This window comes from Nostoc sp. LEGE 12447, assembly GCF_015206985.1.
Classification (GTDB): Bacteria; Cyanobacteriota; Cyanobacteriia; order Cyanobacteriales; family Nostocaceae; genus Nostoc.
In genome coordinates this window covers 73,947-98,597 of the sequence record NZ_JADEXT010000006.1, presented here as the reverse complement: position 1 = coordinate 98,597, position 24,651 = coordinate 73,947, and the positions used below count along the sequence as shown (strand labels likewise).

The window sequence follows — 24,651 nt, the reverse complement described above, 5'->3', positions numbered from 1 at the left end:
CTAGGTTATTCACTAATGAGCAATGACTAATGACTTGTGTTTAATTCAAACTGTTAGATAACGCCGCAAAAAGTTTTCTAATGTCTCCAATTGGAAGTTAAAAATCGCTTCTAAATTGGCAATTTCATCTTTTGTACAGAAAAATTCATTTGCTAGCAATGTGCGATAAGTTCCCAAAGCTTTTTGGACTTGGGGATTAAATAAACCCAATGCACCTTGTAATCCATCAATAAAAAATAGTGGTGAATTAATTATTACTGGCTCTTTGGCGAAAATCCGACCAAAAATCCGGGGAATATCTTCTCGTAATAAAATCTCCGGGCCTCCCACTGGTAAAATCTGGTTACGAGCGCCTGCAACACTCACAGAATCGACTATTATCCTTGCCAAATCATCGGTACTGACAATTGAGCTACGGTTTTTGCGATCGCCAATCAGCAGATACAATCCCGTTTCCCGAAATCGTTCTACCAGTGGCAGCAAGTTAGATGCTAATCCAGATGGGCGTAAAATTGTGTAATTCAAGCCACTAGCTGACAAATATCGCTCTACGGCTCGTTTGGCTTTGAACACAGGCGCGTCTTCATATCCACGATCGGCTCCCAATACCGAAATGAAGACAAAATGCTCTACGCCATTGGCTTTTGCTTGGTCAATCAGTTCAATATTGGCGCGGTAATCTAAAGATAGGGCATCGCTATCAGAACCGTGAGCGCTGATAATATACTTGACACCCTGAGTAGCTTTTTGAATATCTTTTTCCCGCAGTAAATCACCGATAAAGATTTCTGCACCCCGGTGTTCTAACTCGCTGTAGCGCGAGGTAAGGCGGACAAATGCCCGCACAGACTGTTCTCGTTGCCGTAGCAGTCGCACAACTCTGCGACCAATTCCTCCCGTTGCTCCAGTTACTAGAAACATATAAATACCTAAATTGAATAGTTGTAGCGTTTATAGTTGTCAAAATGCTCGATATATGCTCAAGATATCCTCACGCCAACTAAGCCAATTGGTCACACCTTATTTATCTTAATCTCAAAAAATTATCCCCCACATCTTTGTTGATGCAGGGGATGGGGTAATGGGATTAGTTTTACTGGCTCAAGAAGTCGATAGCTTGTTCAATTGACATCTTAGCCTTGTGCAAGTTCAGCAGATTCTCTTGCTGATATCGGTCAGGATAGCTCATTTTTCTGCCTTCCAAAGTTATCCGAATCAGTGCTGTTTGTTCGTCTGTGGGTGAATTCATCTCCTCAATAGCGGAGCTGATTACCTGGATAGCGTTAAAGTTAGGAGATTTTAACCCTTTACCTAGCTTCATTTGTTGGAGCGCTAAAAGTGGAAATGCCATCAGAGTTACGATGTACGAGGTTTTGTATCCTGCATTCCCGGTAGGTTTTACACCGTATCTTCGACACAAATCGCGTAATTCTTTAATAGTCTTGATTTCAAGTTCGGAACGCGTGAACATAAAATAGTAGTGTCCATTTTTTGAATTGGATATTGGTGGTTGTACTTCCGGCAAGTTGTCACAACCACTAAAAAAAATCTATTGTTTTGGCACCAAGTAAATCAAGCTTGTTTATATTTCTCAATAATGCCTAATCCTAAAGGGAACCCACAAAATTTACAACCAATTAAATCAAATAGAGAAGAATCATTAACAGAAAGAATTAACCTACGCATTACCAAAACTATGAAGGAAGAACTATCTACCAAAGATGATCCTCCAGAATTTTGCCGTCGTGCTATCCAGGAAGCATTAGATAAAGATAGAGAAAAGTAATCTCAAAGGAATAGTTGTCACGAGTGCGTGAATTACTGCAATGAATCAGCAATCAAGCATATTGAGAAAGTAAAAGCTTCTTTTGCTTGCGGAAAACACCGAAATTAGAAAGCAAACCGGGGTTTGAGAAAGTAAAAGCTGCTTTTGCTTGCGGAAAACACCAAAATGAGAAAGCAAACTGGGGTTTGAGAAAGTAAAAGCTGCTTTTGCTTGTGGAAAACACTGAAATGAGAAAGCAAACTGGGGTTTGAGAAAGTAAAAGCTTCTTTTGAGTAAGTCAAATGTCATTTTGCTTATTAAATTCGACGTAACTTAAGTAATTATGTTAAGAAGATTTGTAGGTTGGGTTGAACGGAGTGAAACCCAACCTACATTAGAGTTATTTTTTAGGCAAAAACTCGCAGTATTTAGCTGAGTTAGAATCGTTGAAGAAGGATTTAAAGCAGTAAGTATAATGTGTTAGCAATTATTGCCGATATAAAGAAGTGGATGTGAGGAGACTTATAGATGAGTGACGAAGATCAGTTTGATGTCTTCCTTTGCCACAATAGCAAAGACAAGCCTGAAGTTATAGAAATTGCGAATGAATTAACAAGACAAGGAATTAAACCTTGGCTAGATAAGTGGGAACTTCGTCCTGGTTTAGCATGGCAGTCTTTACTAGAAGAACAAATAGAAAACATTAAATCAGCAGCAGTTTTTGTAGGTAGCAGTGGACTTGGCCCCTGGCAAAGTCAAGAGATGAGAGCTTTTTTAAACGAATTTGTAGAGAGAGGCTGTCCTGTGATTCCTGTTTTGCTTGGGAATACACCACAGCAGCCTAAACTCCCAATTTTTCTTAGAGTTAATACCTGGGTTGACTTTCGGACAGATATTGAGGCTATGGAGAACTTAATTTGGGGTATTACTGGACGAAAACCAAAGCTACAGCAAGTAATTCAAGTTGATTATCTCAGTTCTGAGAAGGGAGTAAACTACACGCGATTGCGAGATTTGCTAGCAGCAGGCAAGTGGAAAGAAGCGGATGAGGAAACTTTAGCTGTCATGCTCAAGGCATCTAGCAGGGAAGAGGAAGGCTGGTTTGATACTGAATCCATCAAGAATTTTCCCTGTACTGACTTACGCACCATTGACCAACTTTGGATACAACATAGCAATGGGCGCTTTGGCTTCAGCGTTCAGAAGAAAATTTATCTCGAATGTGGTGGGAAGGCTGACGGTGAATATGATGAAGAAGCATGGGGAAAATTTGGCGATCGCGTAGGGTGGAAAGTGAAAGGAAACTCGACAGAGAATATGGATGTTTTAGGCGACACTTCAGCATCAGAGGGAAACCTCCCATTCACCTTAAGGTGGGACTTGCCTCTCGATGGCAGTCGGTTAACAAGCTATACTGAAATATTCTTTTTTCGCATCAAGAATTGTGAAGTCTAACATATAAGCACTTCAGACTTTTATAAATATTTGTAATAAGGTTGTTTTCTACGAGTTAATCAACATTTCAGAGATCCGATACCTGGCACTGGCGGTTGATAGCAATTAGCTTGAATAAACTTTTCTGCTACCTCCTGCACTCCAGTACTTTCTGACACCCTCTGCTTGTCCTAAGGTAAACTCAACTGTCCCGGTGACTTTTTCCGCTTACCTTTAATCTTCATTTAAGACCAAAACACTTGTAGAGACAGCGATTTATCGCATTTCTGAACCGTATTTAGTCATAAACAATTCGTAATTAAAAGTTTTCCTAATTTAAAATCCCCCTATATCTTTGTAGATGCAGGGGGAGTATTGACAATTCAAAATTGTTTCACATGGATATTTAAACCCTTTGTGCAAACACTCCACTTCAAAACTATTCAGCAGGTTTGTTATTAGCTCTATTAGCACGCGCCTCAGCCGAAGCCATCACCTCATCCATATTCTCTAAAACTTCGCCAGGGAAGTTTTCCAAAACTCTGGTAGAAAGAGCAACCCGCCCTTTACCCTCATCCAAGTCAATAATTACAGCTTTAATTGGCTGACCAACTTTAAATACCTTTTCTAATGAGTCAATGAATTTTTGGCTTACCTGTTTGATATGAAGCAAAGCCCCCATACCATTTAAATCGACAAACACACCAAAAGGTTTGATGCCAGTAACTTTACCTTCCACCAGTTGACCTAGTTCTAATAAGCTGAAGTTGCTAGAACGAGTTGCTAATCGCTGAGAAAGGATGAGTTTGTTGGTGTTTTTATTAATTTCCAAAAAGCCCACAGTCAGATTTTGACCTTTGAGTGCGTCTAAGTTATCACGCTCTGCCAGGTGCGATCGCGGAATAAATCCCCGCAAGGAGAGAATATCGACGGTGACACCACCTTTATTAACGCCCATAACCTTTACTTGCACAGTCTGAGCATTTTCCTGCATTTCAGCCAATCGTTCCCAGATGTGCTGAATTTCCAACTGCTTTCGAGAAAGGGTGACTTGACCTTCTGCATCCTGATCTCGGATAATCAAAAACTGCATTTCCTCTTGCAATGGCAGCACTTCCGATAAATCGGTAACTGCTCTCAAAGAAGCCTCATCGCGCGGTAGAAAAGCTGACGACTTGCCACCAATATCCACATAAGCTCCATCATGGTCAAGTTGGAACACTTTGCCATGTACAACCTGTCCTTTTTGAAACTGGTAGTCGTGTTTTTCTAGCGCTTTGGCAAAATCGTCCATCGTAAATGACGAATTGGCTGTTTGAGAAAGTTTCGATTCGGAATTCATGACTTTTGAAGATTAATTGTTATTTGAGATGGTGCAACTGGAGTTTTGATTGTCATTAGTCACTTGTCATTTGTCATTTGTCAGTTGTCCTTTATCATTACTAATGACTAATGACTAATTCAGTTGACTAAAGAGCTGTTTGGCTTGCTCCCAAGCATCAGCAGCAGCTTTAGGATTATAACTGGCACGAAGGTCACAGAAAAATCCGTGATCAGCTCCATCGTAGCGAAACACACGATGAGGAATTTTATATTTTTCTAACTCTGCTTCAATCTCATCTACTTGTTCGGGTGGGATGCTAGCATCTTCCGTACCAAAGAAGGCATAGAGAGTGCCTGGAATCTCTCTGGTGCGGGTAACAGTGGGAGGACCACCTCCTGGCGTGCGGGTGGTAATTCCAGCACCATAAAAGGAAGCTGTAGCTTTAATATCTGGTAAAGTGGCTGCAAGATATGCGACATGACCGCCAAAGCAAAAGCCAATACAACCAAAACTATCTTTTTTGACTTGAGGCAGATTTTTGAGGTAGTCAATTGCTAACTGAATATCGCTCAATAACTCTGATGCTTGAGTTTGCATGGCATAGCCTCTGCCCGTTTCAATATCTTCAGGCGTGTATCCGGTTTCAAAGCCAGGAGCAGTGCGTTGAAAAAGTGCAGGTGCGATCGCTATATACCCAAGTTTGGCAATCCGTTCTGTAACATCCCGAATGTGAACGTTGACACCAAAAATCTCTTGTAACACCACGATTCCTGGGTAAGATCCAGGTTCTTTTGGTTCTGCCAGATATGCTGACACTTGAATATTATCTTGCAAAAGATTAACCGTTGTGGTAATTATTGCTTGCTCTGCCATAATAATTTTTACCCGTGTTATGTGATTAACGGTGTGTTTGTTTGATATAACTATGCCAGTATGCCGAGGTTATTTCCAATAGAATTACCAGATACCATAGTGAGCGCATTAAAAATTTCTACCAGAAAAATTTTATTTGTAAATCAAATATTTTGATATGTAGCAAATACAGCTGGTCAATAAAGGAGTGCTATGTATAGAAGTAACACTTAATACCCAAAACTCAGCACTTATCACTCAGCACTTAGTATTCAGGAGGTTTGGTGGTGATTCAATTCCGTATTCAGCCAGACAGCGAAATTCCCGCATCAACCCAGCTGTTTAATCAAATCCGCTTTGCGATCGCTTCGCGGCAATATCCCCCAGCGTACAAATTGCCAAGCACACGGGCGCTGGCAATGCAAACTGGATTGCACCGCAATACCATTAGCAAAGTTTACCGTCAACTGGAGGAAGATGGATTTGTTGAAAGTATGGCTGGTTCGGGAATTTATGTTCGTGCCCAAGGTCATGAGGGCGGTAGTCGGCTACAATCACCAATTCTCAAACAAAATCCTGACGCATATCAAGTTGTCCAGCAAGCACTTGACGATCTGCTCTCTCAAGGATGTTCGCTCAATCAAGCCAGAGAGCTATTTTTAGCGGAAATCGACTGGCGCTTGCGTTGTAGTGCGCGGGTACTGGTTGCAGTTCCATCCTATGACATGGGTGCTGGTGAATTGATGGTCTATGAACTAGAGCGATCGCTAAAAATCCCAGTCCAGTTGGTAGCAATGGAAGAATTAACAGCAGTGTTAGATAAAACTACCTCTGCGACAGTAGTCACAAGTCGGTATTTTATCAGTAATGTGGAAGCGATCGCAGCCCCTAAAGCTGCACGGGTAATTCCTCTGGATATCTACGACTACAGCAAAGAACTCAGCCTCTTGAAAACCCTACCAAAAGAAAACTGTGTAGGTATAGTTAGCCTCAGTTCCGGGATTGCACGAGCAGCAGAAGTCATCCTCCACGGTCTGCGGGGAGATGAACTACTAGTGATGACTTCGCAACCAAAAGATGCCTATAAACTTCAGGCTATGGTTAAACGGGCTGAGGTCATCATCAGCGATCAAGCCAGTTTTGCAGCAGTGCAAGCAGCCGTACAAGCATCTGATGAAGATATTATTCGTCCACCGAAGCTGATTAAGGTTGAAAATTATATCGGCACTAACTCGATTAACTTGCTAAAACGAGAATTGGGTTTGAGTTAATTACGACCTAACCAAAATATCTCTTAAACTCTCATTTCTCTGTGCCCTCTGCGCGGCAGTCGCTCATGGGGGAAACCCCCAAGACCGCGCTGCCTTGCCTCTGTGGTTGGTTCCCTATTCCGTAATTAATATCAAGATAATTCGACCAACATCTTTGAGAACGACTAATACAGGAGGGCTAAGGTAGTGCAGATTGTGATTGTAGGCGCAGGCCCAACAGGTGTAACCCTTGCCCTGCTCCTTACACAACGTGGTATTGCTGTAACCTTAATTGAAGCAGCAAAAGACTTTCATCGTGTTTTTCGCGGTGAAGGATTAATGCCCAGTGGGTTAGATGCACTAGAGCAAATGGGCTTATCCGCGTTGTTGGAGGATATTCCCCATCGACAACTCGACGCATGGGAATTCATTCTGGGGGACAAGCAATTGTTTCGAGTTGATGAACCAATGGGGGCAAGCCAACCTTGTACACTGGTTTCACAACCACCGCTACTTAATGCACTGATTTCGCAAGCTCAAACCAATAATGGGTTTGAATTTATCCAAGGTGTTCTAGTCAAAGATTTACGTTGGAGTAATCAACGTGTCGCAGGTGTAGTATTGAGCGATGGGAGAGAATTTGCTGCTGACCTAGTGATTGGGGCAGATGGTAGAAATTCTCTTGTACGGCAACGTATAGGATTGGAATTAATACGCCAGCCCAAAAATATTGATATTCTCTGGTTTAAACTTGCCGCCAGTCCTGAGTTTGCAGCCGACAATGTATTTCGTACTATTGTAAATGGCGATCGCGTATTTACCATCTTTCATGGAGCAGAATCAGGTAAACTGCATCTAGCTTGGGTGATGTCCGCAACCGAAAACAATGACTTCAAGCAAGCTAACTGGGCAGAGACTTTTGCTTCACTATCACCCTCATGGCTAGCAGAGCATTTCCGTAATCATGCAGACACCATTGAATCCCCCATTCGGCTTTCTGTTGTAGTTGGTTATTGTCCACAATGGCACGCACCAGGAGTATTGCTTATGGGTGACGCTGCACATCCAATGTCTCCTGTCCGCGCTCAAGGAATTAATCTAGCATTGCGTGATGTGATTGTCGCTGCTAATCACCTTATGCCGTTGTTGCACAAACAAGCCGAACACCAGGACATTGATATGGCACTATCGCGCATCCAAGCAGAACGTGAGCCAGAAATTATCCGCGCCCAGCAACTCCAGTTAGAGGAAGCTAAACAAGGCGAACTACTGCGAAAAAATGCACTGCTGCGATCGCTGTTAAGTCAACTTCCTCCCTTTCTCCGTAAAATAATTAAAAAGTCTTGGTTAAAGCGACAATATAAAATGCGTCAAGGTATCACACAGGTACACTTAACTGTCTAAAAAACCGCCATCAGTTATTTGGCTTGTGGTTGTGGGATATTAATTTGCAAAAACTCTTGCACCACTTGCATATAAGTTGGAGCATCTTCCAACATTGGGAAATGTGCTGTGTTAGGAATCATCACAAACTTAACTTTGTCATTTAGTGCAGCTGCTTTACGCCCCATCTCGGCTGGGATAATTTTGTCATACTCTCCGGCTATGAGCAGAGTTGGCACTGTCAACTTGGCAAACTCAAGCGGCATCACTTCAGATTGTGCCTTACTAACGGAAGTAAAAATTGTACCCAAAGCCGCATCGTAATCTGCTTCGAGAAAATCTTGTAAAAAAGCTTGGCGTTCAGAATGTGGTATTGAACTATATAAAAATCTCGCCATAAACATCCGGTCAACAAATGGAATTTTACTTAACCATTTGGGACGGAATTTCACTACATAGCCACCGAATTTATGAAAGGCACTAAAAGATTTTTCGTCGTACTCAAAAATGCCGCTACAGGTTAAAATTCCTCGTTCCACTCGTTGGGGGTAGCGGTTAAAAAATAAAGTCGCAACAGAAGCGCCCATCGAGTGAGCATTGATATAGACACGCTGAAGATGCAACCCATCTAACAAAGCTGCCAAATCATCAGCATATTCCTCTAATTCATAGGTTAAGTTTTTGATTGCCTGTGATTCTTCTTTGAGGGACTCAGATTCGGCAACAGCTTCACTTGCTTCGGCTATGGTTGGCTTCCCACCAGAACGGCCAAATCCCCGCATATCGTAGAGTAAGCAATCAAATTGCTCCGATAAAGCATTAGTGGTATTTTGCCAATACCTAGCTGAACCAGCCCAACCATGAATGAAAACCATCACCGGTTTTACCAAAGAACCAGATGGTTTTTTCACCCATTCGTAGTAATGGTCAACACCACGAACTTTAATATAAGGCATTAGTCATTAGTCCTTTGTCAGTTGTCATTAGTCATTTTCCCTTATTACACGGTTATTAGTCTTTAGTTTTTGACTAATAACCAATGACTAATGACTATTAAGCTGACTCTGGTTTCGGTAATGAAGATGGATGGATTATCAGTTCCGCAGTCGATCGCTTCTCAACCATCTCCCGTGTTACTGTACAACGTGTCACATCCTTACGGGACGGTAACTCGTACATTACATCCAGCATAAGTTCTTCGACAATGCCCCGTAGCGCTCTTGCACCAGTTTTACGGCGGTAGGCTTCTTGAGCGATCGCTCGTAAAGCATCTGGTTTAAAATCTAACTGGACATTATCCATCTTCAGCAGTTTTTGGTACTGCTTCACTAAGGCGCTGCGTGGCTGGGTGAGAATCGCCATTAGCGCTTCTTCATCTAGCGGATCTACTACTGCTACCATTGGCACGCGCCCAATAAATTCGGGAATCATACCAAATTTTACTAAATCATCTGGTGCTAAATGGCGGAGAGTATCTGCTGCCCGTTTTTCTTTCGTTTGGCCTTCTCCAGGTTGCACAAAGCCTATTGCTTTTTTGCCAACTCTCTGATCCACAACCTTTTCTAAGCCTACGAAAGCACCACCACAGACGAACAAAATATTACTTGTATCAATTTGGATACAGTCTTGATAGGGATGCTTGCGCCCTCCTTGAGGTGGTACATTGGCGATCGTTCCCTCTAACATTTTCAACAAGGCTTGCTGCACGCCTTCGCCAGAAACATCGCGGGTAATTGACGGGTTCTCACTCTTGCGAGCAATTTTGTCAATTTCATCAATGTAGATAATTCCTCGTTGCGCTTCCTCTATATCCAAATCTGCCACTTGCAACAGTCGCAGCAAAATATTTTCCACATCTTCTCCCACATACCCTGCTTCCGTCAGCGTCGTAGCATCGGCGACGGCAAAAGGTACATCCAGGATTTTCGCTAAGGTTTGCGCTAAGAGAGTTTTGCCGCAACCAGTTGGGCCGATTAACAAAATGTTGGACTTTTGCAGTTCTACAGCATCATCCGCCCCACCTTTGCCACTGGCTTTAGACTGAATAACTGCCAACCGCTTGTAGTGATTGTAAACGGCTACTGACAGGACTTTCTTGGCTTCGTCTTGACCAATAACGTGTTCGTCTAGATACTTTTTAATCTCTCTTGGCTTGGGTATTTGATTAAACGAAATACTAGAAGATTGAGTACGCCGTTTTTGAGGTGGTTCTGCTCTTGGTGCGGGTTGCGCTGCCGCACCATTGGTATCGAGTAACTCTTCGTCTAGTATTTCATTACACAAGTCAACGCATTCATCGCAGATGTAGACTCCCGGCCCTGCGATTAATTTACGCACCTGCTCCTGAGACTTGCCGCAAAACGAACATTTTAAATGGGAGTCGTACTTAGACATACCAGCCTCTTATTTCAGAATGGTGACGTTTTCCCCTGCTGTGGGAAGATTTTGCCTGGAAATGACCTGATCAATCAAACCGTAGTTTTTCGCCTCTTCTGCCGACATGAAAAAGTCGCGCTCAGTATCTGCTTCAATTCTTTCTAAGGGTTGACCAGTATGATGAGCCATTAACTGATTCAACTTAGCCTTAACGTAAAGAATTTCTCTGGCTTGAATTTCAATGTCAATAGCTTGACCTTGAGCGCCACCAAGTGGTTGGTGAATCATAATCCGGGAGTCAGGCAGAGACATTCGCTTACCGGCAGCCCCTGCTGTTAACAAAAATGCCCCCATACTCGCGGCTAATCCAAAACAGATGGTAACAACATCAGGGCGAATTTGCTGTATTGTATCATAGATTGCCATCCCTGCGTAGACCGAGCCACCAGGAGAATTAACATACATTTGAATGTCTTTCTCTGAGTCTTCGGAATCTAGGAATAACAATTGAGCCACAATTGAGTTGGCTACGGCATCGTCTATTGGCGTTCCCAAAAAGATAATCCGCTCTCGCAGCAGGCGGGAGTAGATGTCGAAAGCCCTTTCTCCCATGCCAGACTGTTCTACCACCATCGGTACGATGTTGCTAGGGCTGTTCAACTGGGAGTTAATGTTTATTCGACTTTGGTTGCTGATGGGGTAGTTTCCCGACTGCGATACAAACATACAGGCTTTCTGTGACGATAATTTAGGACAGATGTTTCAGCAGCAAATGCTGCCTTTTCGACGAATGGAATTTTTATAGCTACGTGTTAACCATTATGCCTCATATAACTTCCTCTCGTGTAACACAGTATCAAGCTCAGTCCATAACATGTGTCACAATTTGCCAAAAATTCATTAATTCTTTAAATTATTTTGACTTTATCTCAGTGGGAATTGGGAATTGGGCGTTGGGCAATAATTCATAGTTCTTCTCCCCCTGCTCCCTGCTCCCTGCTCCCCCGCTTCCTTATCTCTCTTACCTTACCCATTTCACCAGTACTTTAACTCAGGACTGGTGAACTTATGGCTTTGGGATTTTTTATTATCCTTCTGTGACTTCTGTTGTAGAAGGTTCGCTGTTTCCTTCCTCTGTTTGAGATACATCAGCATCAGCATCTGATTCTGCGGCTTCCGTTTCCTCAGAGGGACTCAAGGAGCCTTCGGGTACAAGTTCAACTGAGGAATGTTCTAAGAGCCAATCGATGGTTTTTTCGGTTAATAGTTCGTTTTCCACGATTGAGCGCAGTCTATCTTCATCAACCTCTTTTTCTTCTGGGTACTGTTCCAAAAGTTCTTTGACCCTGGCTGCGATTTCTTCTGGTGTTACCTCAATAGATTCGCGTTTACCGACTTCCCGCAAGGACAAAGAACGTTTTATGCGTTCGATGGCCTCAGTACGCGATCGCTCCCGCAATTGAGGAATAATATCTTGAGTAAACAATTTCCTCACATCTAATCCCTGCTGAGACAGGCGCATTGCTGTTTGCGTTAGCATTGCATCCACTTCTTGCTCAACCAAGGTTAGTGGTAAGTCAACTTCTACGTGCTTAAGCAGTTCCGTTAACAAGGCTTCCTGCTTATTTGTTTTTGTTTTGTCATCTGCCTCTTTTTGATATCGCTCTACCAAAGAAGCGCGTAACTCCTCTAAAGTTTCAAAATCACTGATTTCCTGGGCGAAATCGTCATTTATTTCTGGTAGTTCCTTTTCCTTCAGTTCTTTGAGCGTCACGGTGAAAGTTGCTGCTTTTCCAGCTAAATCCTCATTAGCATAGGGATCTGGGAACTGAGCCGCAATTTCTCTAGTTTCTTCAGGATTCATCCCGACTATTCCCGATATAAAGCCTGGGATAAACTTATCTTCCTGCAACTCAACTTGAAAATCAGTTGCTTCGGCTCCCGGAATAGGTTCTAGTTCGGCTGTTTCGTCTTCGCCCTCGGCTTTGGCAAATGAGCCTTTAAAATCGACTACGGCAATATCACCGATTTGGGCCGAACGTCCTTCCACGGGAATTAATGTCGCTAATTCTTGACGTTCCTTCTCAAGGGTACTATCCACTCGTTCTGGATCGTACTTGACTTCTTCGGCTTGGAAAAGCAAATCAGTGTACTGCACAAGATTTACTTCTGGTTCTACATCGACAGCGGCCGAAATCGTCAGAGGTTTTCCAGGTTCATAATTATTAATCAAATCCTCAAAGGAGGAGCGCAATTGCGGCTGACCGATTGCCGGGATAGCTTCTTGTTTAACTGCTTGCTCAATGCCGTCTTGAATTAGTTCTTCCAGCGCTGCTGCCTTGATACGAGTTGTACCCAGCCTTTGTAGTAATATCGGCCGAGGTACCTTGCCTTTACGAAACCCAGGAATATTGGCAGTACTCGCTAAGTTTTTAATGACCTGTTCGTAAGTTTGCTTGGTAATTTCCGGCGTAATCTCTATTTCCAGGCCAATTTGGCTGGCGGGAAGTTTTTCCTGGGTAACTTTCATGCTTCGTCTCTAGTTTTCTGGTATTTTAATCTCCGAGTACACACAAGACGCAATAATTTTTCGCGTTTATGGCTTGATGTCTCTTAGGGAGGAGGGGGAGTTTGTCACAAAGCTTTATGACATCCAAGGATGGATTGTGTGTCCTGGCACAGAGATCCAGTTTACTGCCAATGGCCAAGGACTTGACAATTTACCGTCATAACAATTATTGACACTCCCAGGGCTAAGAACGTCTGGGGTTTCTTGCCTAATATTTGTAATAAGTGCTGAATCATTGCGGATTGGGAAGATTTTTATCCCTATTCCCCAGTCCGTAATTTTCAGTTAGTCTGAATTTAGCACTGGAAAGTCAAGAATTCATTATTCGGTGGACTAAGACCGTGATATTCTGATTTTCAGCCAGTAGTTTATTACTTCAAAGTTATAGCATTGAGTCTAGCTATATTTTGGTACGGGATTAAACAGGCTGCCTAGCCGCATAGCTCGATTTTAGAGGTTGCGAATTTTATACCATTTGCATCATAGTACATTCATCGGGCTGGCAGCTCACTTTACAGCCAAGACGTTTATTTACCTTACAGGTCAAATGTCTAAGTGCAGATATATGTATGTATTTTTCTGCTAGATGGCGCTTTGTTGTACAATACTATAATATAGTTTAGATAAATGAATTGAAAGTTGGATGGCGAGTTGTTATAAAATGCAACATCATTTAACTTATTAAATAACCCAAGTAAATAAATTTATTAAATCTATTAAAGATAGACTAAATTAGAGAAAATCTCAATCTATTCAAAATTAATTTCAAGACTGCGATCGCTATTTAAATATAAATAAATTGTCAATTGTTCCAAAAAATTGCAGATAAGTCTTTTAAAGGAGGAAGCAAGTTTGTCGAAATCCTATCGTTTAGCTATTTTGGGAGCTACTGGTGCAGTTGGCACAGAGTTGCTGGAATTATTAGAAAGCCGTAATTTTCCGATTGCTGACTTGAAATTATTGGCATCAGAGCGCAGTGCTGGGCGATCGCTACGGTTTAAAGGGGAAAATATCCCAGTAGAGCCAGTGAGCGATCGCGCCTTTGAAAATGTCGATATAGTACTAGCTAGTGCGGGTGGTTCCACATCTAAGGCTTGGGCAGAAGTTGCCGTGGCAAAGGGTGCAGTGGTAATTGACAACTCCAGTGCCTTTCGGATGAACCCAGAAGTTCCCTTAATAGTGCCAGAAGTTAATCCACAAGCCGCAGCCAATCATCAAGGCATTATTGCTAACCCCAACTGCACAACGATTTTGATGACTGTGGCAGTATGGCCATTGCATAAAGTTAAACCAGTGCAACGTATCGTGGCTTCAACCTACCAATCTGCTAGTGGCGCAGGGGCTAGGGCAATGGCAGAAGTCAAAGCCCAAACAAGCGCTATACTACAAGGACAGCCGCCAGTAGCTGAGGTATTGCCTTACCCATTGGCATTTAATTTATTTCCCCACAACTCACCATTAAATGATTTGGGTTATTGTGAGGAAGAGATGAAAATGGTCAACGAAACCCAAAAAATATTTGGCACGCAGCAAATCAGAATCACTGCGACCTGTATACGGGTTCCCGTACTCCGCGCCCATTCAGAAGCCATTAATTTAGAATTTGAGACTCCCTTTAGTGCCGAGGAAGCCAGAGAAATTTTAAATTCCTCCCCTGGAGTGAAATTGGTAGAAGATTGGGAAACTAATCATTTTCCGATGCCAATTGAAGCAACAGGTAGAGATGAAGTTTTAGTGGGAAGAATCCGTCAGGACATTTCTCATCCTTGTGGCTTGGAATTATGGTTGTGCGGCGATCAAATCCGCAAAGGCGCAGCATTGAATGCAATACAAATCGCCGAGTTACTGGTAGAAAAAAATCTACTCAAACCATTAGCTATTAGTCATTAGTCATTGGTCATTGGTAAGTGACAAAGGACAAATGACAAATGACACTTGAAAGCAATTTGCAGATAGGTTATTACAATAGGAAACCACCAAGATACAAAAACATGGGCAATCAGGAGTGAAAACAGGGTGGGAGATTTTGGTAATGTTTTAACCGCTATGATTACACCGTTTAAAGCAGACGGTAGTGTAGATTATGGTGTAGCGGCAGAACTGGCAGTGCATCTAGCTAACAACGGTACAGATACATTGGTGATGTGCGGCACAACAGGAGAATCCCCTACCTTGAGTTGGGATGAAGAATACCAGCTGTTTGTCGAGGTATTGCAGTCCGTGGCAGGAAAAGCCAAGGTGATCGCAGGTTGTGGTTCAAATTCCACCAAAGAAGCGATCGCTGCCACCCAAAAAGCGTCTAAGATAGGAGTACATGGTTCCTTACAAGTTGTTCCTTATTACAACAAACCGCCGCAAGCGGGATTGGAAGCGCACTTTCAGGCAATAGCACAAGCCTGTCCCGACTTACCATTGTTGTTATACAATGTCCCAGGTCGTACCGGACAAAACCTTCAGCCAGAAACAGTTGCCCGGTTAGCTGAGGTTAGCAATATTGTCGGGATTAAAGAATCCACTGGTAGCATAGACCAGGCAAGCGAAATCCGTCGCTTGACACCAAAAGAATTCCACATCTATTCTGGTGATGATTACATGACTTTGCCCTTGTTAGCAATCGGGGCAAAGGGTGTGGTAAGTGTGGCTTCTCATCTGGTAGGAAACCAACTACAGCAGATGATCCAAGCTTTTAGTGCGGGAAAAATTGAGGTAGCAAGCGACATTCATCTCCAACTCTTCCCGTTGTTTAAAGCTTTATTTCTCACTTCAAATCCCATTCCAGTGAAAAAAGCGCTGAAACTCCAAGGTTGGGAGGTTGGTTCAACTCGTCCACCGCTATGTGAAGCTGATTTAGAAGTAAGTCAAAAGTTAGAAGCGGTTCTGAAAGAACTTAGTTTAATCTAGCCACCATCTAGTTAAACGTTGGTAGTCTGCTGCTTTCTAAAGATAGATATAAACAATGACCATAATTGTTCATAAGTTGCAATTTAAAAACCTGTGCTAGGACTGATAGATATACTATGAATCCTTAAGTGTACAGTCGATTTTATTGAATAAAAAATTGAAAATTTCAATTAAAACTTGATTGCTTTCAGACTGACTTAAGAAACAGATGATGTTGTCTTAAATACATGGAAAGTTAACTATCAACTTAATTAACTACAAGTAACAATCTAAGGAGAAAATGGCTAAAAACGAAGCTAATAATTCCGCCTTGAAAATTATTCCTTTGGGCGGTTTGCACGAAATTGGGAAAAATACCTGTCTTTTTGAGTATGACGATGAAATCATCCTGTTAGATGCAGGATTGGCTTTCCCCACAGAGGCGATGCATGGAGTAAATATTGTTTTACCAGATACGACCTATCTGCGGGAAAATCGCCACAAAATTAAGGGGATGATCGTTACTCACGGTCATGAAGACCATATCGGTGGGATTGCTTTCCATCTCAAGCAGTTTGATATCCCCGTGATTTATGGGCCTAGGCTAGCAATGGCGATGCTAGAGGGTAAATTGGAAGAAGCAGGAGTCCGCGATCGCACCGAAATCAGAACAGTTTTACCACGTGATGTAGTGCGGATTGGCAAAAACTTTTTAGTGGAATATATCCGTAACACCCACTCCATCGCTGATAGTTTCACTGTTGCCATTCATACTCCCCTTGGTGTAGTCATTCACACAGGGGATTTCAAAATTGACCATACCCCAGTAGATGGTGAGAAGTTTGATTTGCAACGATTAGCAGAACATGGTGAAAAAGGCGTTCTTTGTCTGCTAAGTGATTCCACTAACGCTGAGATACCAGGATTTACACCTTCAGAACGTTCGGTTTATCCAAACCTGGAGAGAGTATTTAGTCAAGCCACTGGGCGATTATTTGTCACAACCTTTGCTTCTAGCGTGCATCGCATCAATATGATTTTGGATATCGCCAAGAAGCAAAATCGCGTGGTGACGATTGTGGGGCGTTCCATGCTGAATTTGATTGCTCATGCCCGTAATCTAGGTTACATCAAGTGTGAAGATAATCTGCTGCAACCATTACACGCAGTCCGAAATCTGCCTGATGAAAGAGTACTAATTTTAACTACAGGTTCTCAGGGTGAGTCGATGGCAGCAATGACTCGCATTGCTAATAAAGAACATCCTCATATTAAAATCCGCCAAGGAGATACAGTAGTATTCTCTGCTAACCCCATTCCCGGAAATACGATCGCTGTAGTTAACACCATTGATAAATTAATGATTCAGGGTGCAAAAGTGGTCTATGGACGGGATAAAGGGATTCACGTCTCCGGTCACGGCTGTCAGGAAGAGCAAAAGCTGATGATTGCCTTAACTCGACCCAAGTTCTTTGTGCCATTTCACGGCGAACATCGGATGCTAGTGAAGCACGCAGAAACGGCTCAGAGTATGGGTATTCCCGCAGAAAACATGATCATTATTCAGAATGGTGATATTGTCGAACTGACTGAAGATGCTATTCGCGTTGCTGGTAAAGTGCCATCTGGTATTGAATTAGTGGATACTACCAGTTCGGGTATGGTAAGCGCCAAAGTGCTGCAAGAACGGCAACGCATGGCTTCAGAAGGCATTATCACGATCGCAGCTGCAATTGATTGGAATGGTAAACTGTTGGCGAAACCAGAAACTCACCTCCGGGGTGTAGTTACAACTGTAGAGCGATCGCTGCTACAAACCTGGGTAAAACAACGCATTGAAGAAATCCTCACTGTGCGCTGGACAGAATTTGCTCCTGGCGGTGAAGCAGCAGATATAGACTGGGGCGGATTGCAAGGAACTTTAGAACGAGAATTGCAACGTTCTATCCGTCGAGAATTGCAATGTCAGCCATCTGTGACTTTATTGATGCAAATCCCTGATGAGCCACCTGTAAAAGTTGCCGATGGTAGAAGACGACGGACTCGGACTGCTGCTCAAGTAGCATCATAGGGAATTTAAGGTAAAAATTTCATACAGAGAGAAGTTTGAGCAGTGGCTTTCACCGCTCAAACTTAGATTGGCGCAAAGACACAGAATTCTTCTGAACGTCTTTGCGCTTTCTTTTCTCATGGGTATAGAGCTTGCCTATAGTTAGTTGCTGTCACTGAAGGCGTGCGTACAGCGTACTGCCAGGATGGATTGCGCTGTAGAGTACAAAAACACCCATAAGCAAGTTCATCTGATTTTAATGCGTCAGACTATATGATTCTCAAATTGCCACTGCCAACGTAAGTTTTGTGAAATGCAATCGATTCTAATCGCTCAAAAATCACTACTTTTACGGTATTCAGCTTGCGATGAACAAGACACACTTACGTGAGAAAGTGGGAACACGGAAAGGAAAAATGCCTTCTAGGGTATTACTGATGTTTATACTTAGCAAAAATTCTTTTAGAAAGACCTTATATTAAGTTCTGTAAATGTTACACTAAAACCTATCCAATGACGGATGTCTTTACTAAAATCTAAACTATGTCAAGTTATGAACAAGATCGTAATATTACACTACCGATCCCCAAAAATTTGCGATTAACTTGACGTAGTAATAAATTAGGTTCTGACTTAAGTGGCTAATCAGGTATTACATTATATCGCAGTCAGAACGCGATTTTTCCGGGAAAGTTCGTTGCCACGTTGTATATATTCATCAAAAAGGTGAATAACCTCAATAACACAGAGGATTAACCATGAAGGTATTCGACAATACCACGAAAAAGATTTTTCTGGCGAGCTGGGTATCAATCAATCAAGCAGAGACTACTGACCATAAAGTAAGCCAGCTTAACCATTCTCCTTCCAAGCCTTACTGGGATATTCTCCAACCCCTACGGCAACGAGTAGAAAACATTCAAATCCGCGATCGCCAATTAGCTCATCGTTTGTGCAAACTAATCCCATCTCAATGTCCCTTTGAGCGCGATGTCAAAGTATTTGGGAAAACTTTGTTTCACATTCCACCCATGTGCAAGCTCAACCCCTTATATGAAGAAGTGGTCGGTTTGCGTTTCCGAGCGTTGTGCTATCTAGCCGACGACTGTGGCGAAGATGTATCGCAGTACTGCTAATACTGAGATATGACCGCTGAGTGAAAAGTTAGGAGTCAGGAGTAACATGTCGGGGATCAATAATATAACTCCTAACTCCTAACTCCTAACCATTTTTTATTATTTTTTTACTATTTCTTCTGCCATTTTTGAATGGCATCTTGAGCATCTTCGTAAGCGCCTGTCTCCTCTGGCACTAACGTAGCAGTTGCAATTGCGGCACTACGATCTCCTTCGGCAGCGCGACGCTTGGACAGGTCTAAAATTTTCTCACTCCATTTATTGATCGACTTTTGGGCACTATCAAAGCCTGGTTGACCTGCTGGTACTTTCTTGGCAACTTCGATCGCCCGATTGTAGGTAGATGCCTGTCCAGACTTAATTAAGGCATTAGCTGCATCTAAAAGAGTTTTGTTACTCACATACTGCTTTCCCTCTAGCCGCCACAGGTTAATTGCTGCTTGTGCTTTGGCATAGGGAGCTTCATCTTTGGTAATTAATCGAGCGGCGGCAATAGCGCTAGCATACTGTCTTTGTTTAGCACGACCCTCTGCTAAATCTAAAATCATTCGGCTCCAAATCTTAATATTTTCCTGAGCTTGTTCGTACAGTGGTTCACCAGGTTTAATTTTCCGGGCTGTGGCGATCGCCATACTCAAATCGCTAGCCTGAGTTTGTCTGAGCGACATTTTCGCCAAGTCTAATACTGCTTGATTCCGCTTTTTCGACTCGGAACTAGAGATGATTTGGGCGCTAGATTGGTTGTTAAGTCTAACTACTGAAGTGCGTAGGCGTAGCCCGTCGGAGACATCGCTTGGTAAATTCTCAATCACCTGGCGATCGCTAGCAGTAGCATTTGGCGATGCAGTTGATATTTGGTTAATTCTAAAAGTTTCTTGATTGCGAAGAAAAACTACAGCAATTAAACCTGCTACTAGCAAGCTGCCTCCGCCCCACAAGATAAACTGTTTCCAAAAAGGGAGACTTGGCTGATTTGATGGCAATCGAGAGACGTAACCTTTGGAGGAATTGGGGATAAATCTTCCTTTGGGATTTGCTCCTAAAGAAGTTTCCGCCATTGGCTGGGAAACTAAGCCAGTAGCTGACTCCTGGACTGGTTGAGCTTTAGGCTTCTCAACCTTATAAGCCTTCACCTGCTGGGAGGAGTTCATAGTAGCTTCTCCCCATCTGCCCCGTTCTGCTGAAGTTCTGGGGTAATTGTCAAGGGGAGGGGCTGCAAGAGCAACAGCAAAAGATTCTTCAGGATAAATCACCGGATTTGCTTCAAAGCCATTTTCTATTGCCAATTCTGGCAAGATTATCTGCGCCCTTGATGGGATGATAGTTGCAGGGTTTTGGACAGGCCGCCAGTGGTGGTGACATAATTTTGGCATGAGCAGACTTAGGTAACTTTCTAAATCTGACAGGTTACTGCCATTACCAGAACGCAAAGCTTCTAATAAAGCTGCTGTAAAGAATCCGTGACCTAATTCGCTACTTTCGTGAGAAAATTGTTCTGGTTGACAAGAAAGAATTGTCGCTAGTTGTAGTTCTTGGGCTAGTTCTATTGTTTCTTCACCAACGGGAGCATCCGCTTGAGTGCCAAAAGCACGGTTGATATCGAGTAGTAGCAATACATTCAAGTCAGCAAATTGGAGACTTTGCATTAGCGATCGCAATTCGATGCCAGTCTCTTGCACGAGTTCGGGGTTGCCCTCTGCTGGCATTAAGTAATCTTTGCCCTTGTAATTGACTCCATAACCGCTAAAGAATAACCACAGATAGTCTTCCGGTTGCCAACTTGTGGCTGCCAAATCCTCAAGCAGCAAGAGAATATTCTCTTTAGTTGGATAAGTTGATCGATCTCCAATTGGCGGCGAAGTATCCGTCATTAGCAGGCAATGTTTGGGGAGAAAGCCTGCCTCTGTCACCAAAAAATCCTCTAGTGCCTCAGCATCGGCTTGGGCACAACTTAAAGGTTGAAATAACTGATAGTGATTGATGCCAATCGCGATCGCCCAGTAATTTGCCATCCCGCTCTTTGTCAGTTATTGTTTGCTGGTCTTAAAATTGCGGTTGGCTTTGCCAAAAAAACAAAGCTAACCTATGTCTTATAGTCTAGGTGATTCTCATCGAATCTTAAGTTAGAATGTAGTTTTTATTACGTTACTCAGTCGGAAAATACCTTTTACCTAATTTCAATAACAGATCATCACTAAGGAGATAGAAGGTCATGAGCAAGATTGCTGCTCACCTACCATCATCGATCACTCCCTTTTCAGTTATTAGCCAAATTGCCAGAAGAATCCGGATAGTTCCTTTATTAATTTTGCTCATATCCACTGTTCCTGCGTGGTTTTTGACGGAAGCGATCGCACCCCAGGTTGTGCGAGCTTACACCGCTAGAGTCGATCTAGCTATTGACCGCCTGCCGGAAGAAAACTATGAAACCGTTCTACGGAGGGCGGAAGCGGCCGCTAGAGCAGCCGCCCAAAGGAGCTTCGACCAAGATATCTTGGTGACAGATGTTTCAATCATTGTATCCGTACAAAATTTTGGAGCGATCGCCCCAGTTCTGGCATTAGATGTGAGTCGTCCCCAATGGCGATCGCGTCCCGATGCCCAAAACTGGGCTACTTACTTCAAAACTGCGCGATCGCTACTTTTCTTTGACAATAGCTCTACAGCAGCTAACGGTGTATCAAGCAAAAAATGAAGGATTGAAGAAGAAAGAGGCAAGGGAGCAGGGAGCGGCGAGCAGGGGGGACAGTTCAGATGGAGATTCAACCCCAACTGTTGCGCCGCCTTCCCGTAGGGTTTGAGTTCCCACTTCTTATAAGTTGGGACTCAGAACCATGTTCTGCTCCGCTTCACGGTAGGAATAGAAGGGGTCATTCCCGCTCCCTGCCCCCTTTTTCCTGCTTATTCGTTGAGCTAGACACGGAGACGTAAAGAGTAGAATACTTAAATAATTCCCTCTGTTTCTGTGTCCTACTTCAATCTCAACTTATCAATTCAACTTAGCTGTTGTTCTTCGCGTCAGTGGATGGCCTAGAATAAGAAGGTTGTCAAGAATCACGATATCTGCTGACATGGCTGTTCCTAAGAAGAAAACTTCCAAATCAAAACGAGATAAACGTCGAGCTACCTGGAGGCACAAAGCCGTCGTCGAAGCTCAGAAAGCCCTCTCTCTGGGTAAGTCAATTTTGACTGGACGTTCTACATTTGTGTATCCAACGGCTGAAGAAGAGGAAGAAGAATCATAATTTCCCAGTCAGGCAAAGCATAAACAGCACCAATCTTCTTACTACTGGATCAACGCTTTTTATTAGCTTTCCTGATTGCATTTTGAATCATATATACTCTATACAAGCTCATTAGCTCGATAAAAATTGGTAGTGAGTAATTGGGAACATCCATTACCCATTACCTATCACTGATGAGTGATAATCAAATCATATAAAAGTAAAACATCTGGTAGTGTTGGCAATTCAGCAATAAAGCTTGTAAACACCTTGAGAAAACTTATTTTTCTCCAACTATGCTAGGAAAATTTTTTCACAAACCAGGGAAAGAAGAGGGGGAACGGGTTCCTCCTGGTCAACACTTAGCTAAAGGTTTCCCCGTACTAACTTACGGCGCAACTCCTCAAATCAGCATTGAGGAATGGGAGTTTCGAGTTTGGGGTTTGGCAAAATCTGCTACCTTTAGTTGGTCAGACTTTATGGCGCTACCTCAACACGAATTCACGGCAGACTTTCACTGTGTAACGCGCTGGTCTAAGCTTGATGTCAAATGGACTGGCATTAAAGTTACAGATTTCATGGAGCTGATTGAGCTAGATCCGAAAGTAGCCCACATTATGGAACACTGCTACGGCGGCTACACTACCAATATTTCTGTAGAAGATTTCATCAGAGAAGAAAACTTCTTTGCCTTTAAAGTCTTTGGTGAAGACCTTCCATCTGAACACGGTGGCCCAATGCGGCTAGTTGTTCCCCACCTCTATGCTTGGAAAAGTGCTAAGTGGATTAATGGTTTAGAGTTTTTAGCTGGTGAAGAACTTGGTTTTTGGGAGCGTAATGGCTACCATCGCCGTGGTGAACCTTGGGCTGAGGAGCGTTACAGCAACGCTTTTGGATTTTAGATTTTAAATTTCTTCTTTAATCCAAAATTCAAAATCTAAAATTGGCATAATTAGGAGTTGGGGATTTTTATCCTTAACTCCTAATTTTGTTAACCCAAAAGTTTCTTGATGAGTGGCAATTTGCCCTCATAAGGAGCGTATCGCCATTTTAAATCGAGCCAGAAAGAGTTTTGCAATACACTTTTGTTATGGGAAAAAGTGTCAAAACTAGCTTTGCCGTGATAGTTGCCAATACCGCTATCTCCGACCCCACCAAATGGTAAAGACGAGACACCAACCTGCATCACTGTGTCATTAATGCAAACCCCACCAGATGAAGTTTCCTGCAAAACTCGCTTTTGCAGGTTTTTGTTTTGAGAAAATAAGTATAACGCCAGAGGTTTAGGTCTAGAGTTAATCAATGCGATCGCTTCGGCAACGTCAGTATATTCAATAATTGGTAAAATTGGCCCAAAAATCTCTTCCTGCATTACAGAATCTTCCGAAGAGACATTATCAATCACTGTGGGAGCGATGTAACGCTCTGAAGATTGATTTTCTCCACCGATGATAACTTCACCGTCTTTGAGAAAATTTATCAATCTATCAAAGTGTTTTTGACTGATAATTCTGGCATAATCAGGACTACTTATAGGATTATCACCATAAAACTCTTTTAGGCATTTTTTCAGCCCATATATTAAATCTTTTTTGATTTTTTTATTAACTAAAATATAGTCAGGGGCGATACAAGTTTGTCCAGCATTAATAAATTTTCCCCAAGTGATTCGTCTGACAGTGTGTTCAAGATTAATATTAGTATCTACTATACAAGGACTTTTACCACCCAATTCTAAAGTCACTGGTGTGAGATATTTGGCTGCTGCTGCCATGATAATTTTGCCGATAGCTGTGCCACCCGTAAAAAAGATATGATCAAACTTTTCTGCAAGTAGTTTTTGACTTGCTTCCACATCTCCTTCTACGACTGCAATATAAGCTGGGTCGAAATGTTTGGCAATAATCTTAGCAATGACACCAGAGGTATGAGAAGCAATTTCTGAAGGTTTGATAATTGCACAATTCCCGGCTGCGATCGCACCTATTAACGGTGAGATAATTAACTGAAATGGATAGTTCCAAGGACCAATGATTAAAACAATCCCTAAAGGTTCTGGATAAATTTTTGCTGAGTAGGAAAAAAAATCAAAGGAAACTGCTGCTTTTTTGGGCTTAGTCCAGGTATTAATATGTTTTATAGCATAATCAATTTCCTTAGTAACGCCTATTTCTGTAATGTAAATCTCCAATTCTGGTTTATGTAAATCCGCTTTCAATGCCTCGACTATTGCTTGTTCATGCTCAATTATGGCTTGCTTGAGATTTTTAAGTTGTTCAATGCGAAAAGTAACATCTTTAGTTTTACCAGTTTTAAAAAACTCTCGCTGATTCTGGATAATCTCGCCAATCTTAGATAATTCAGTGGTAATCATTGTCTAGTATCCTAAAAAACTATGTTTTTAAAGT

Annotated in this window: 21 protein-coding genes; 11 read left to right on the top strand and 10 right to left on the bottom strand. The window is 42.5% G+C overall.

The window, feature by feature from the left end; genetic code table 11:
• Positions 1 to 45: 45 nt before the first annotated feature.
• The gene (locus IQ274_RS09845) at positions 46 to 921 is read right to left on the bottom strand and encodes an SDR family oxidoreductase (protein WP_194142126.1); all 876 of its coding nucleotides are present in this window, start codon (positions 919 to 921) and stop codon (positions 46 to 48) included.
• 172 nt (positions 922 to 1,093) lie between these two features.
• Positions 1,094 to 1,471, bottom strand: a complete 378-nt coding sequence (locus IQ274_RS09840; protein ID WP_194142125.1) for a hypothetical protein — start codon at positions 1,469 to 1,471, stop codon at positions 1,094 to 1,096.
• A gap of 126 nt (positions 1,472 to 1,597) precedes the next feature.
• Here IQ274_RS09840 and IQ274_RS09835 point away from each other — a divergent pair, with 126 nt between their 5' ends.
• A complete protein-coding gene (locus IQ274_RS09835) occupies positions 1,598 to 1,786 on the top strand; it encodes a hypothetical protein (protein ID WP_179071541.1) in 189 nt (62 codons plus the stop codon).
• A 507-nt stretch (positions 1,787 to 2,293) separates the two neighbouring features.
• Positions 2,294 to 3,220, top strand: coding sequence for a GUN4 domain-containing protein (locus tag IQ274_RS09830; protein WP_163927733.1), 927 nt, complete (start codon positions 2,294 to 2,296; stop codon positions 3,218 to 3,220).
• Positions 3,221 to 3,638: 418 nt separating this feature from the next.
• Here IQ274_RS09830 and IQ274_RS09825 read toward each other — a convergent pair whose 3' ends face one another.
• Positions 3,639 to 4,541, bottom strand: a complete 903-nt coding sequence (locus tag IQ274_RS09825; protein WP_163927734.1) for a S1 RNA-binding domain-containing protein — start codon at positions 4,539 to 4,541, stop codon at positions 3,639 to 3,641.
• Between the two features lie 114 nt (positions 4,542 to 4,655).
• Positions 4,656 to 5,396 (bottom strand): dienelactone hydrolase family protein, encoded by a 741-nt coding sequence (locus tag IQ274_RS09820; RefSeq protein WP_194142124.1) that lies wholly within the window; start codon positions 5,394 to 5,396, stop codon positions 4,656 to 4,658.
• 266 nt (positions 5,397 to 5,662) lie between these two features.
• Between IQ274_RS09820 and IQ274_RS09815 the strand changes: the two genes are divergently transcribed.
• Both IQ274_RS09815 and IQ274_RS09810 read left to right on the top strand, forming a co-directional pair.
• Positions 5,663 to 6,646 carry a GntR family transcriptional regulator gene (locus IQ274_RS09815; protein ID WP_114085559.1) on the top strand — a complete coding sequence of 328 codons (984 nt, stop codon included), beginning with the start codon at positions 5,663 to 5,665 and terminating at the stop codon, positions 6,644 to 6,646.
• A 186-nt stretch (positions 6,647 to 6,832) separates the two neighbouring features.
• Positions 6,833 to 8,029, top strand: coding sequence for an FAD-dependent monooxygenase (locus tag IQ274_RS09810; protein WP_194142123.1), 1,197 nt, complete (start codon positions 6,833 to 6,835; stop codon positions 8,027 to 8,029).
• Positions 8,030 to 8,043: 14 nt separating this feature from the next.
• Here the strand turns inward: IQ274_RS09810 and IQ274_RS09805 are convergent, their stop codons facing one another.
• From IQ274_RS09805 to tig, 4 genes are all read right to left on the bottom strand, one after another.
• Positions 8,044 to 8,964, bottom strand: a complete 921-nt coding sequence (locus tag IQ274_RS09805; protein WP_194142122.1) for an alpha/beta fold hydrolase — start codon at positions 8,962 to 8,964, stop codon at positions 8,044 to 8,046.
• A 97-nt stretch (positions 8,965 to 9,061) separates the two neighbouring features.
• Positions 9,062 to 10,402 (bottom strand): ATP-dependent protease ATP-binding subunit ClpX, encoded by a 1,341-nt coding sequence (clpX, locus tag IQ274_RS09800; RefSeq protein WP_114085547.1) that lies wholly within the window; start codon positions 10,400 to 10,402, stop codon positions 9,062 to 9,064.
• Between the two features lie 9 nt (positions 10,403 to 10,411).
• Positions 10,412 to 11,110: an ATP-dependent Clp endopeptidase proteolytic subunit ClpP gene (clpP, locus tag IQ274_RS09795; RefSeq protein ID WP_114085546.1), complete on the bottom strand. Its 699-nt coding sequence runs from the start codon at positions 11,108 to 11,110 to the stop codon at positions 10,412 to 10,414.
• Between the two features lie 361 nt (positions 11,111 to 11,471).
• Positions 11,472 to 12,914, bottom strand: coding sequence for a trigger factor (gene tig, locus IQ274_RS09790; protein WP_163927738.1), 1,443 nt, complete (start codon positions 12,912 to 12,914; stop codon positions 11,472 to 11,474).
• A gap of 891 nt (positions 12,915 to 13,805) precedes the next feature.
• Here tig and IQ274_RS09785 point away from each other — a divergent pair.
• The 4 genes from IQ274_RS09785 to IQ274_RS09770 all read left to right on the top strand — a co-directional run bounded on the left by IQ274_RS09785 (position 13,806) and on the right by IQ274_RS09770 (position 19,019).
• Positions 13,806 to 14,843, top strand: a complete 1,038-nt coding sequence (locus IQ274_RS09785; protein WP_163927739.1) for an aspartate-semialdehyde dehydrogenase — start codon at positions 13,806 to 13,808, stop codon at positions 14,841 to 14,843.
• A gap of 126 nt (positions 14,844 to 14,969) precedes the next feature.
• Positions 14,970 to 15,854, top strand: a complete 885-nt coding sequence (dapA, locus tag IQ274_RS09780) for a 4-hydroxy-tetrahydrodipicolinate synthase (RefSeq protein ID WP_163927740.1) — start codon at positions 14,970 to 14,972, stop codon at positions 15,852 to 15,854.
• Positions 15,855 to 16,134: 280 nt separating this feature from the next.
• On the top strand, positions 16,135 to 17,904 hold the full coding sequence (locus IQ274_RS09775) for a ribonuclease J (RefSeq protein ID WP_163927741.1): 1,770 nt from the start codon (positions 16,135 to 16,137) through the stop codon (positions 17,902 to 17,904).
• Positions 17,905 to 18,641: 737 nt separating this feature from the next.
• On the top strand, positions 18,642 to 19,019 hold the full coding sequence (locus IQ274_RS09770) for a Mo-dependent nitrogenase C-terminal domain-containing protein (RefSeq protein WP_163927742.1): 378 nt from the start codon (positions 18,642 to 18,644) through the stop codon (positions 19,017 to 19,019).
• A 110-nt stretch (positions 19,020 to 19,129) separates the two neighbouring features.
• Here the strand turns inward: IQ274_RS09770 and IQ274_RS09765 are convergent, their stop codons facing one another.
• The gene (locus IQ274_RS09765; protein WP_194142121.1) at positions 19,130 to 21,031 is read right to left on the bottom strand and encodes a caspase family protein; all 1,902 of its coding nucleotides are present in this window, start codon (positions 21,029 to 21,031) and stop codon (positions 19,130 to 19,132) included.
• Positions 21,032 to 21,231: 200 nt separating this feature from the next.
• Between IQ274_RS09765 and IQ274_RS09760 the strand changes: the two genes are divergently transcribed.
• The 3 genes from IQ274_RS09760 (at position 21,232) to IQ274_RS09750 (ending at position 23,145) form a co-directional block, all read left to right on the top strand.
• Positions 21,232 to 21,714: a hypothetical protein gene (locus IQ274_RS09760; protein WP_114085539.1), complete on the top strand. Its 483-nt coding sequence runs from the start codon at positions 21,232 to 21,234 to the stop codon at positions 21,712 to 21,714.
• 376 nt (positions 21,715 to 22,090) lie between these two features.
• Complete coding sequence (gene rpmF, locus IQ274_RS09755) at positions 22,091 to 22,264, top strand: 50S ribosomal protein L32 (protein ID WP_012407602.1); 174 nt, start codon at positions 22,091 to 22,093, stop codon at positions 22,262 to 22,264.
• A gap of 275 nt (positions 22,265 to 22,539) precedes the next feature.
• Positions 22,540 to 23,145: a sulfite oxidase-like oxidoreductase gene (locus tag IQ274_RS09750; RefSeq protein ID WP_163927744.1), complete on the top strand. Its 606-nt coding sequence runs from the start codon at positions 22,540 to 22,542 to the stop codon at positions 23,143 to 23,145.
• An 89-nt stretch (positions 23,146 to 23,234) separates the two neighbouring features.
• On the opposite strand, the gene IQ274_RS09745 is transcribed toward IQ274_RS09750, so the two are convergent.
• Positions 23,235 to 24,617: an aldehyde dehydrogenase gene (locus tag IQ274_RS09745; RefSeq protein WP_194142120.1), complete on the bottom strand. Its 1,383-nt coding sequence runs from the start codon at positions 24,615 to 24,617 to the stop codon at positions 23,235 to 23,237.
• Positions 24,618 to 24,651 lie beyond the last annotated feature (34 nt).

Excerpts from the sequence above, each read along its gene's own strand:
- IQ274_RS09840 (WP_194142125.1), bottom strand. The coding sequence starts at position 1,471 with ATGTTCACGCGTTCCGAACTTGAAATCAAGACTATTAAAGAATTACGC.
- IQ274_RS09845 (WP_194142126.1), bottom strand. The coding sequence starts at position 921 with ATGTTTCTAGTAACTGGAGCAACGGGAGGAATTGGTCGCAGAGTTGTG.
- IQ274_RS09830 (WP_163927733.1), top strand. The coding sequence starts at position 2,294 with ATGAGTGACGAAGATCAGTTTGATGTCTTCCTTTGCCACAATAGCAAA.
- IQ274_RS09750 (WP_163927744.1), top strand. The coding sequence starts at position 22,540 with ATGCTAGGAAAATTTTTTCACAAACCAGGGAAAGAAGAGGGGGAACGG.
- clpP (WP_114085546.1), bottom strand. The coding sequence starts at position 11,110 with ATGTTTGTATCGCAGTCGGGAAACTACCCCATCAGCAACCAAAGTCGA.
- IQ274_RS09825 (WP_163927734.1), bottom strand. The coding sequence starts at position 4,541 with ATGAATTCCGAATCGAAACTTTCTCAAACAGCCAATTCGTCATTTACG.
- IQ274_RS09835 (WP_179071541.1), top strand. The coding sequence starts at position 1,598 with ATGCCTAATCCTAAAGGGAACCCACAAAATTTACAACCAATTAAATCA.
- IQ274_RS09805 (WP_194142122.1), bottom strand. The coding sequence starts at position 8,964 with ATGCCTTATATTAAAGTTCGTGGTGTTGACCATTACTACGAATGGGTG.
- IQ274_RS09765 (WP_194142121.1), bottom strand. The coding sequence starts at position 21,031 with ATGGCAAATTACTGGGCGATCGCGATTGGCATCAATCACTATCAGTTA.
- IQ274_RS09820 (WP_194142124.1), bottom strand. The coding sequence starts at position 5,396 with ATGGCAGAGCAAGCAATAATTACCACAACGGTTAATCTTTTGCAAGAT.
- rpmF (WP_012407602.1), top strand. The coding sequence starts at position 22,091 with ATGGCTGTTCCTAAGAAGAAAACTTCCAAATCAAAACGAGATAAACGT.
- IQ274_RS09775 (WP_163927741.1), top strand. The coding sequence starts at position 16,135 with ATGGCTAAAAACGAAGCTAATAATTCCGCCTTGAAAATTATTCCTTTG.
- IQ274_RS09760 (WP_114085539.1), top strand. The coding sequence starts at position 21,232 with ATGAGCAAGATTGCTGCTCACCTACCATCATCGATCACTCCCTTTTCA.
- clpX (WP_114085547.1), bottom strand. The coding sequence starts at position 10,402 with ATGTCTAAGTACGACTCCCATTTAAAATGTTCGTTTTGCGGCAAGTCT.
- tig (WP_163927738.1), bottom strand. The coding sequence starts at position 12,914 with ATGAAAGTTACCCAGGAAAAACTTCCCGCCAGCCAAATTGGCCTGGAA.
- IQ274_RS09745 (WP_194142120.1), bottom strand. The coding sequence starts at position 24,617 with ATGATTACCACTGAATTATCTAAGATTGGCGAGATTATCCAGAATCAG.
- IQ274_RS09770 (WP_163927742.1), top strand. The coding sequence starts at position 18,642 with ATGAAGGTATTCGACAATACCACGAAAAAGATTTTTCTGGCGAGCTGG.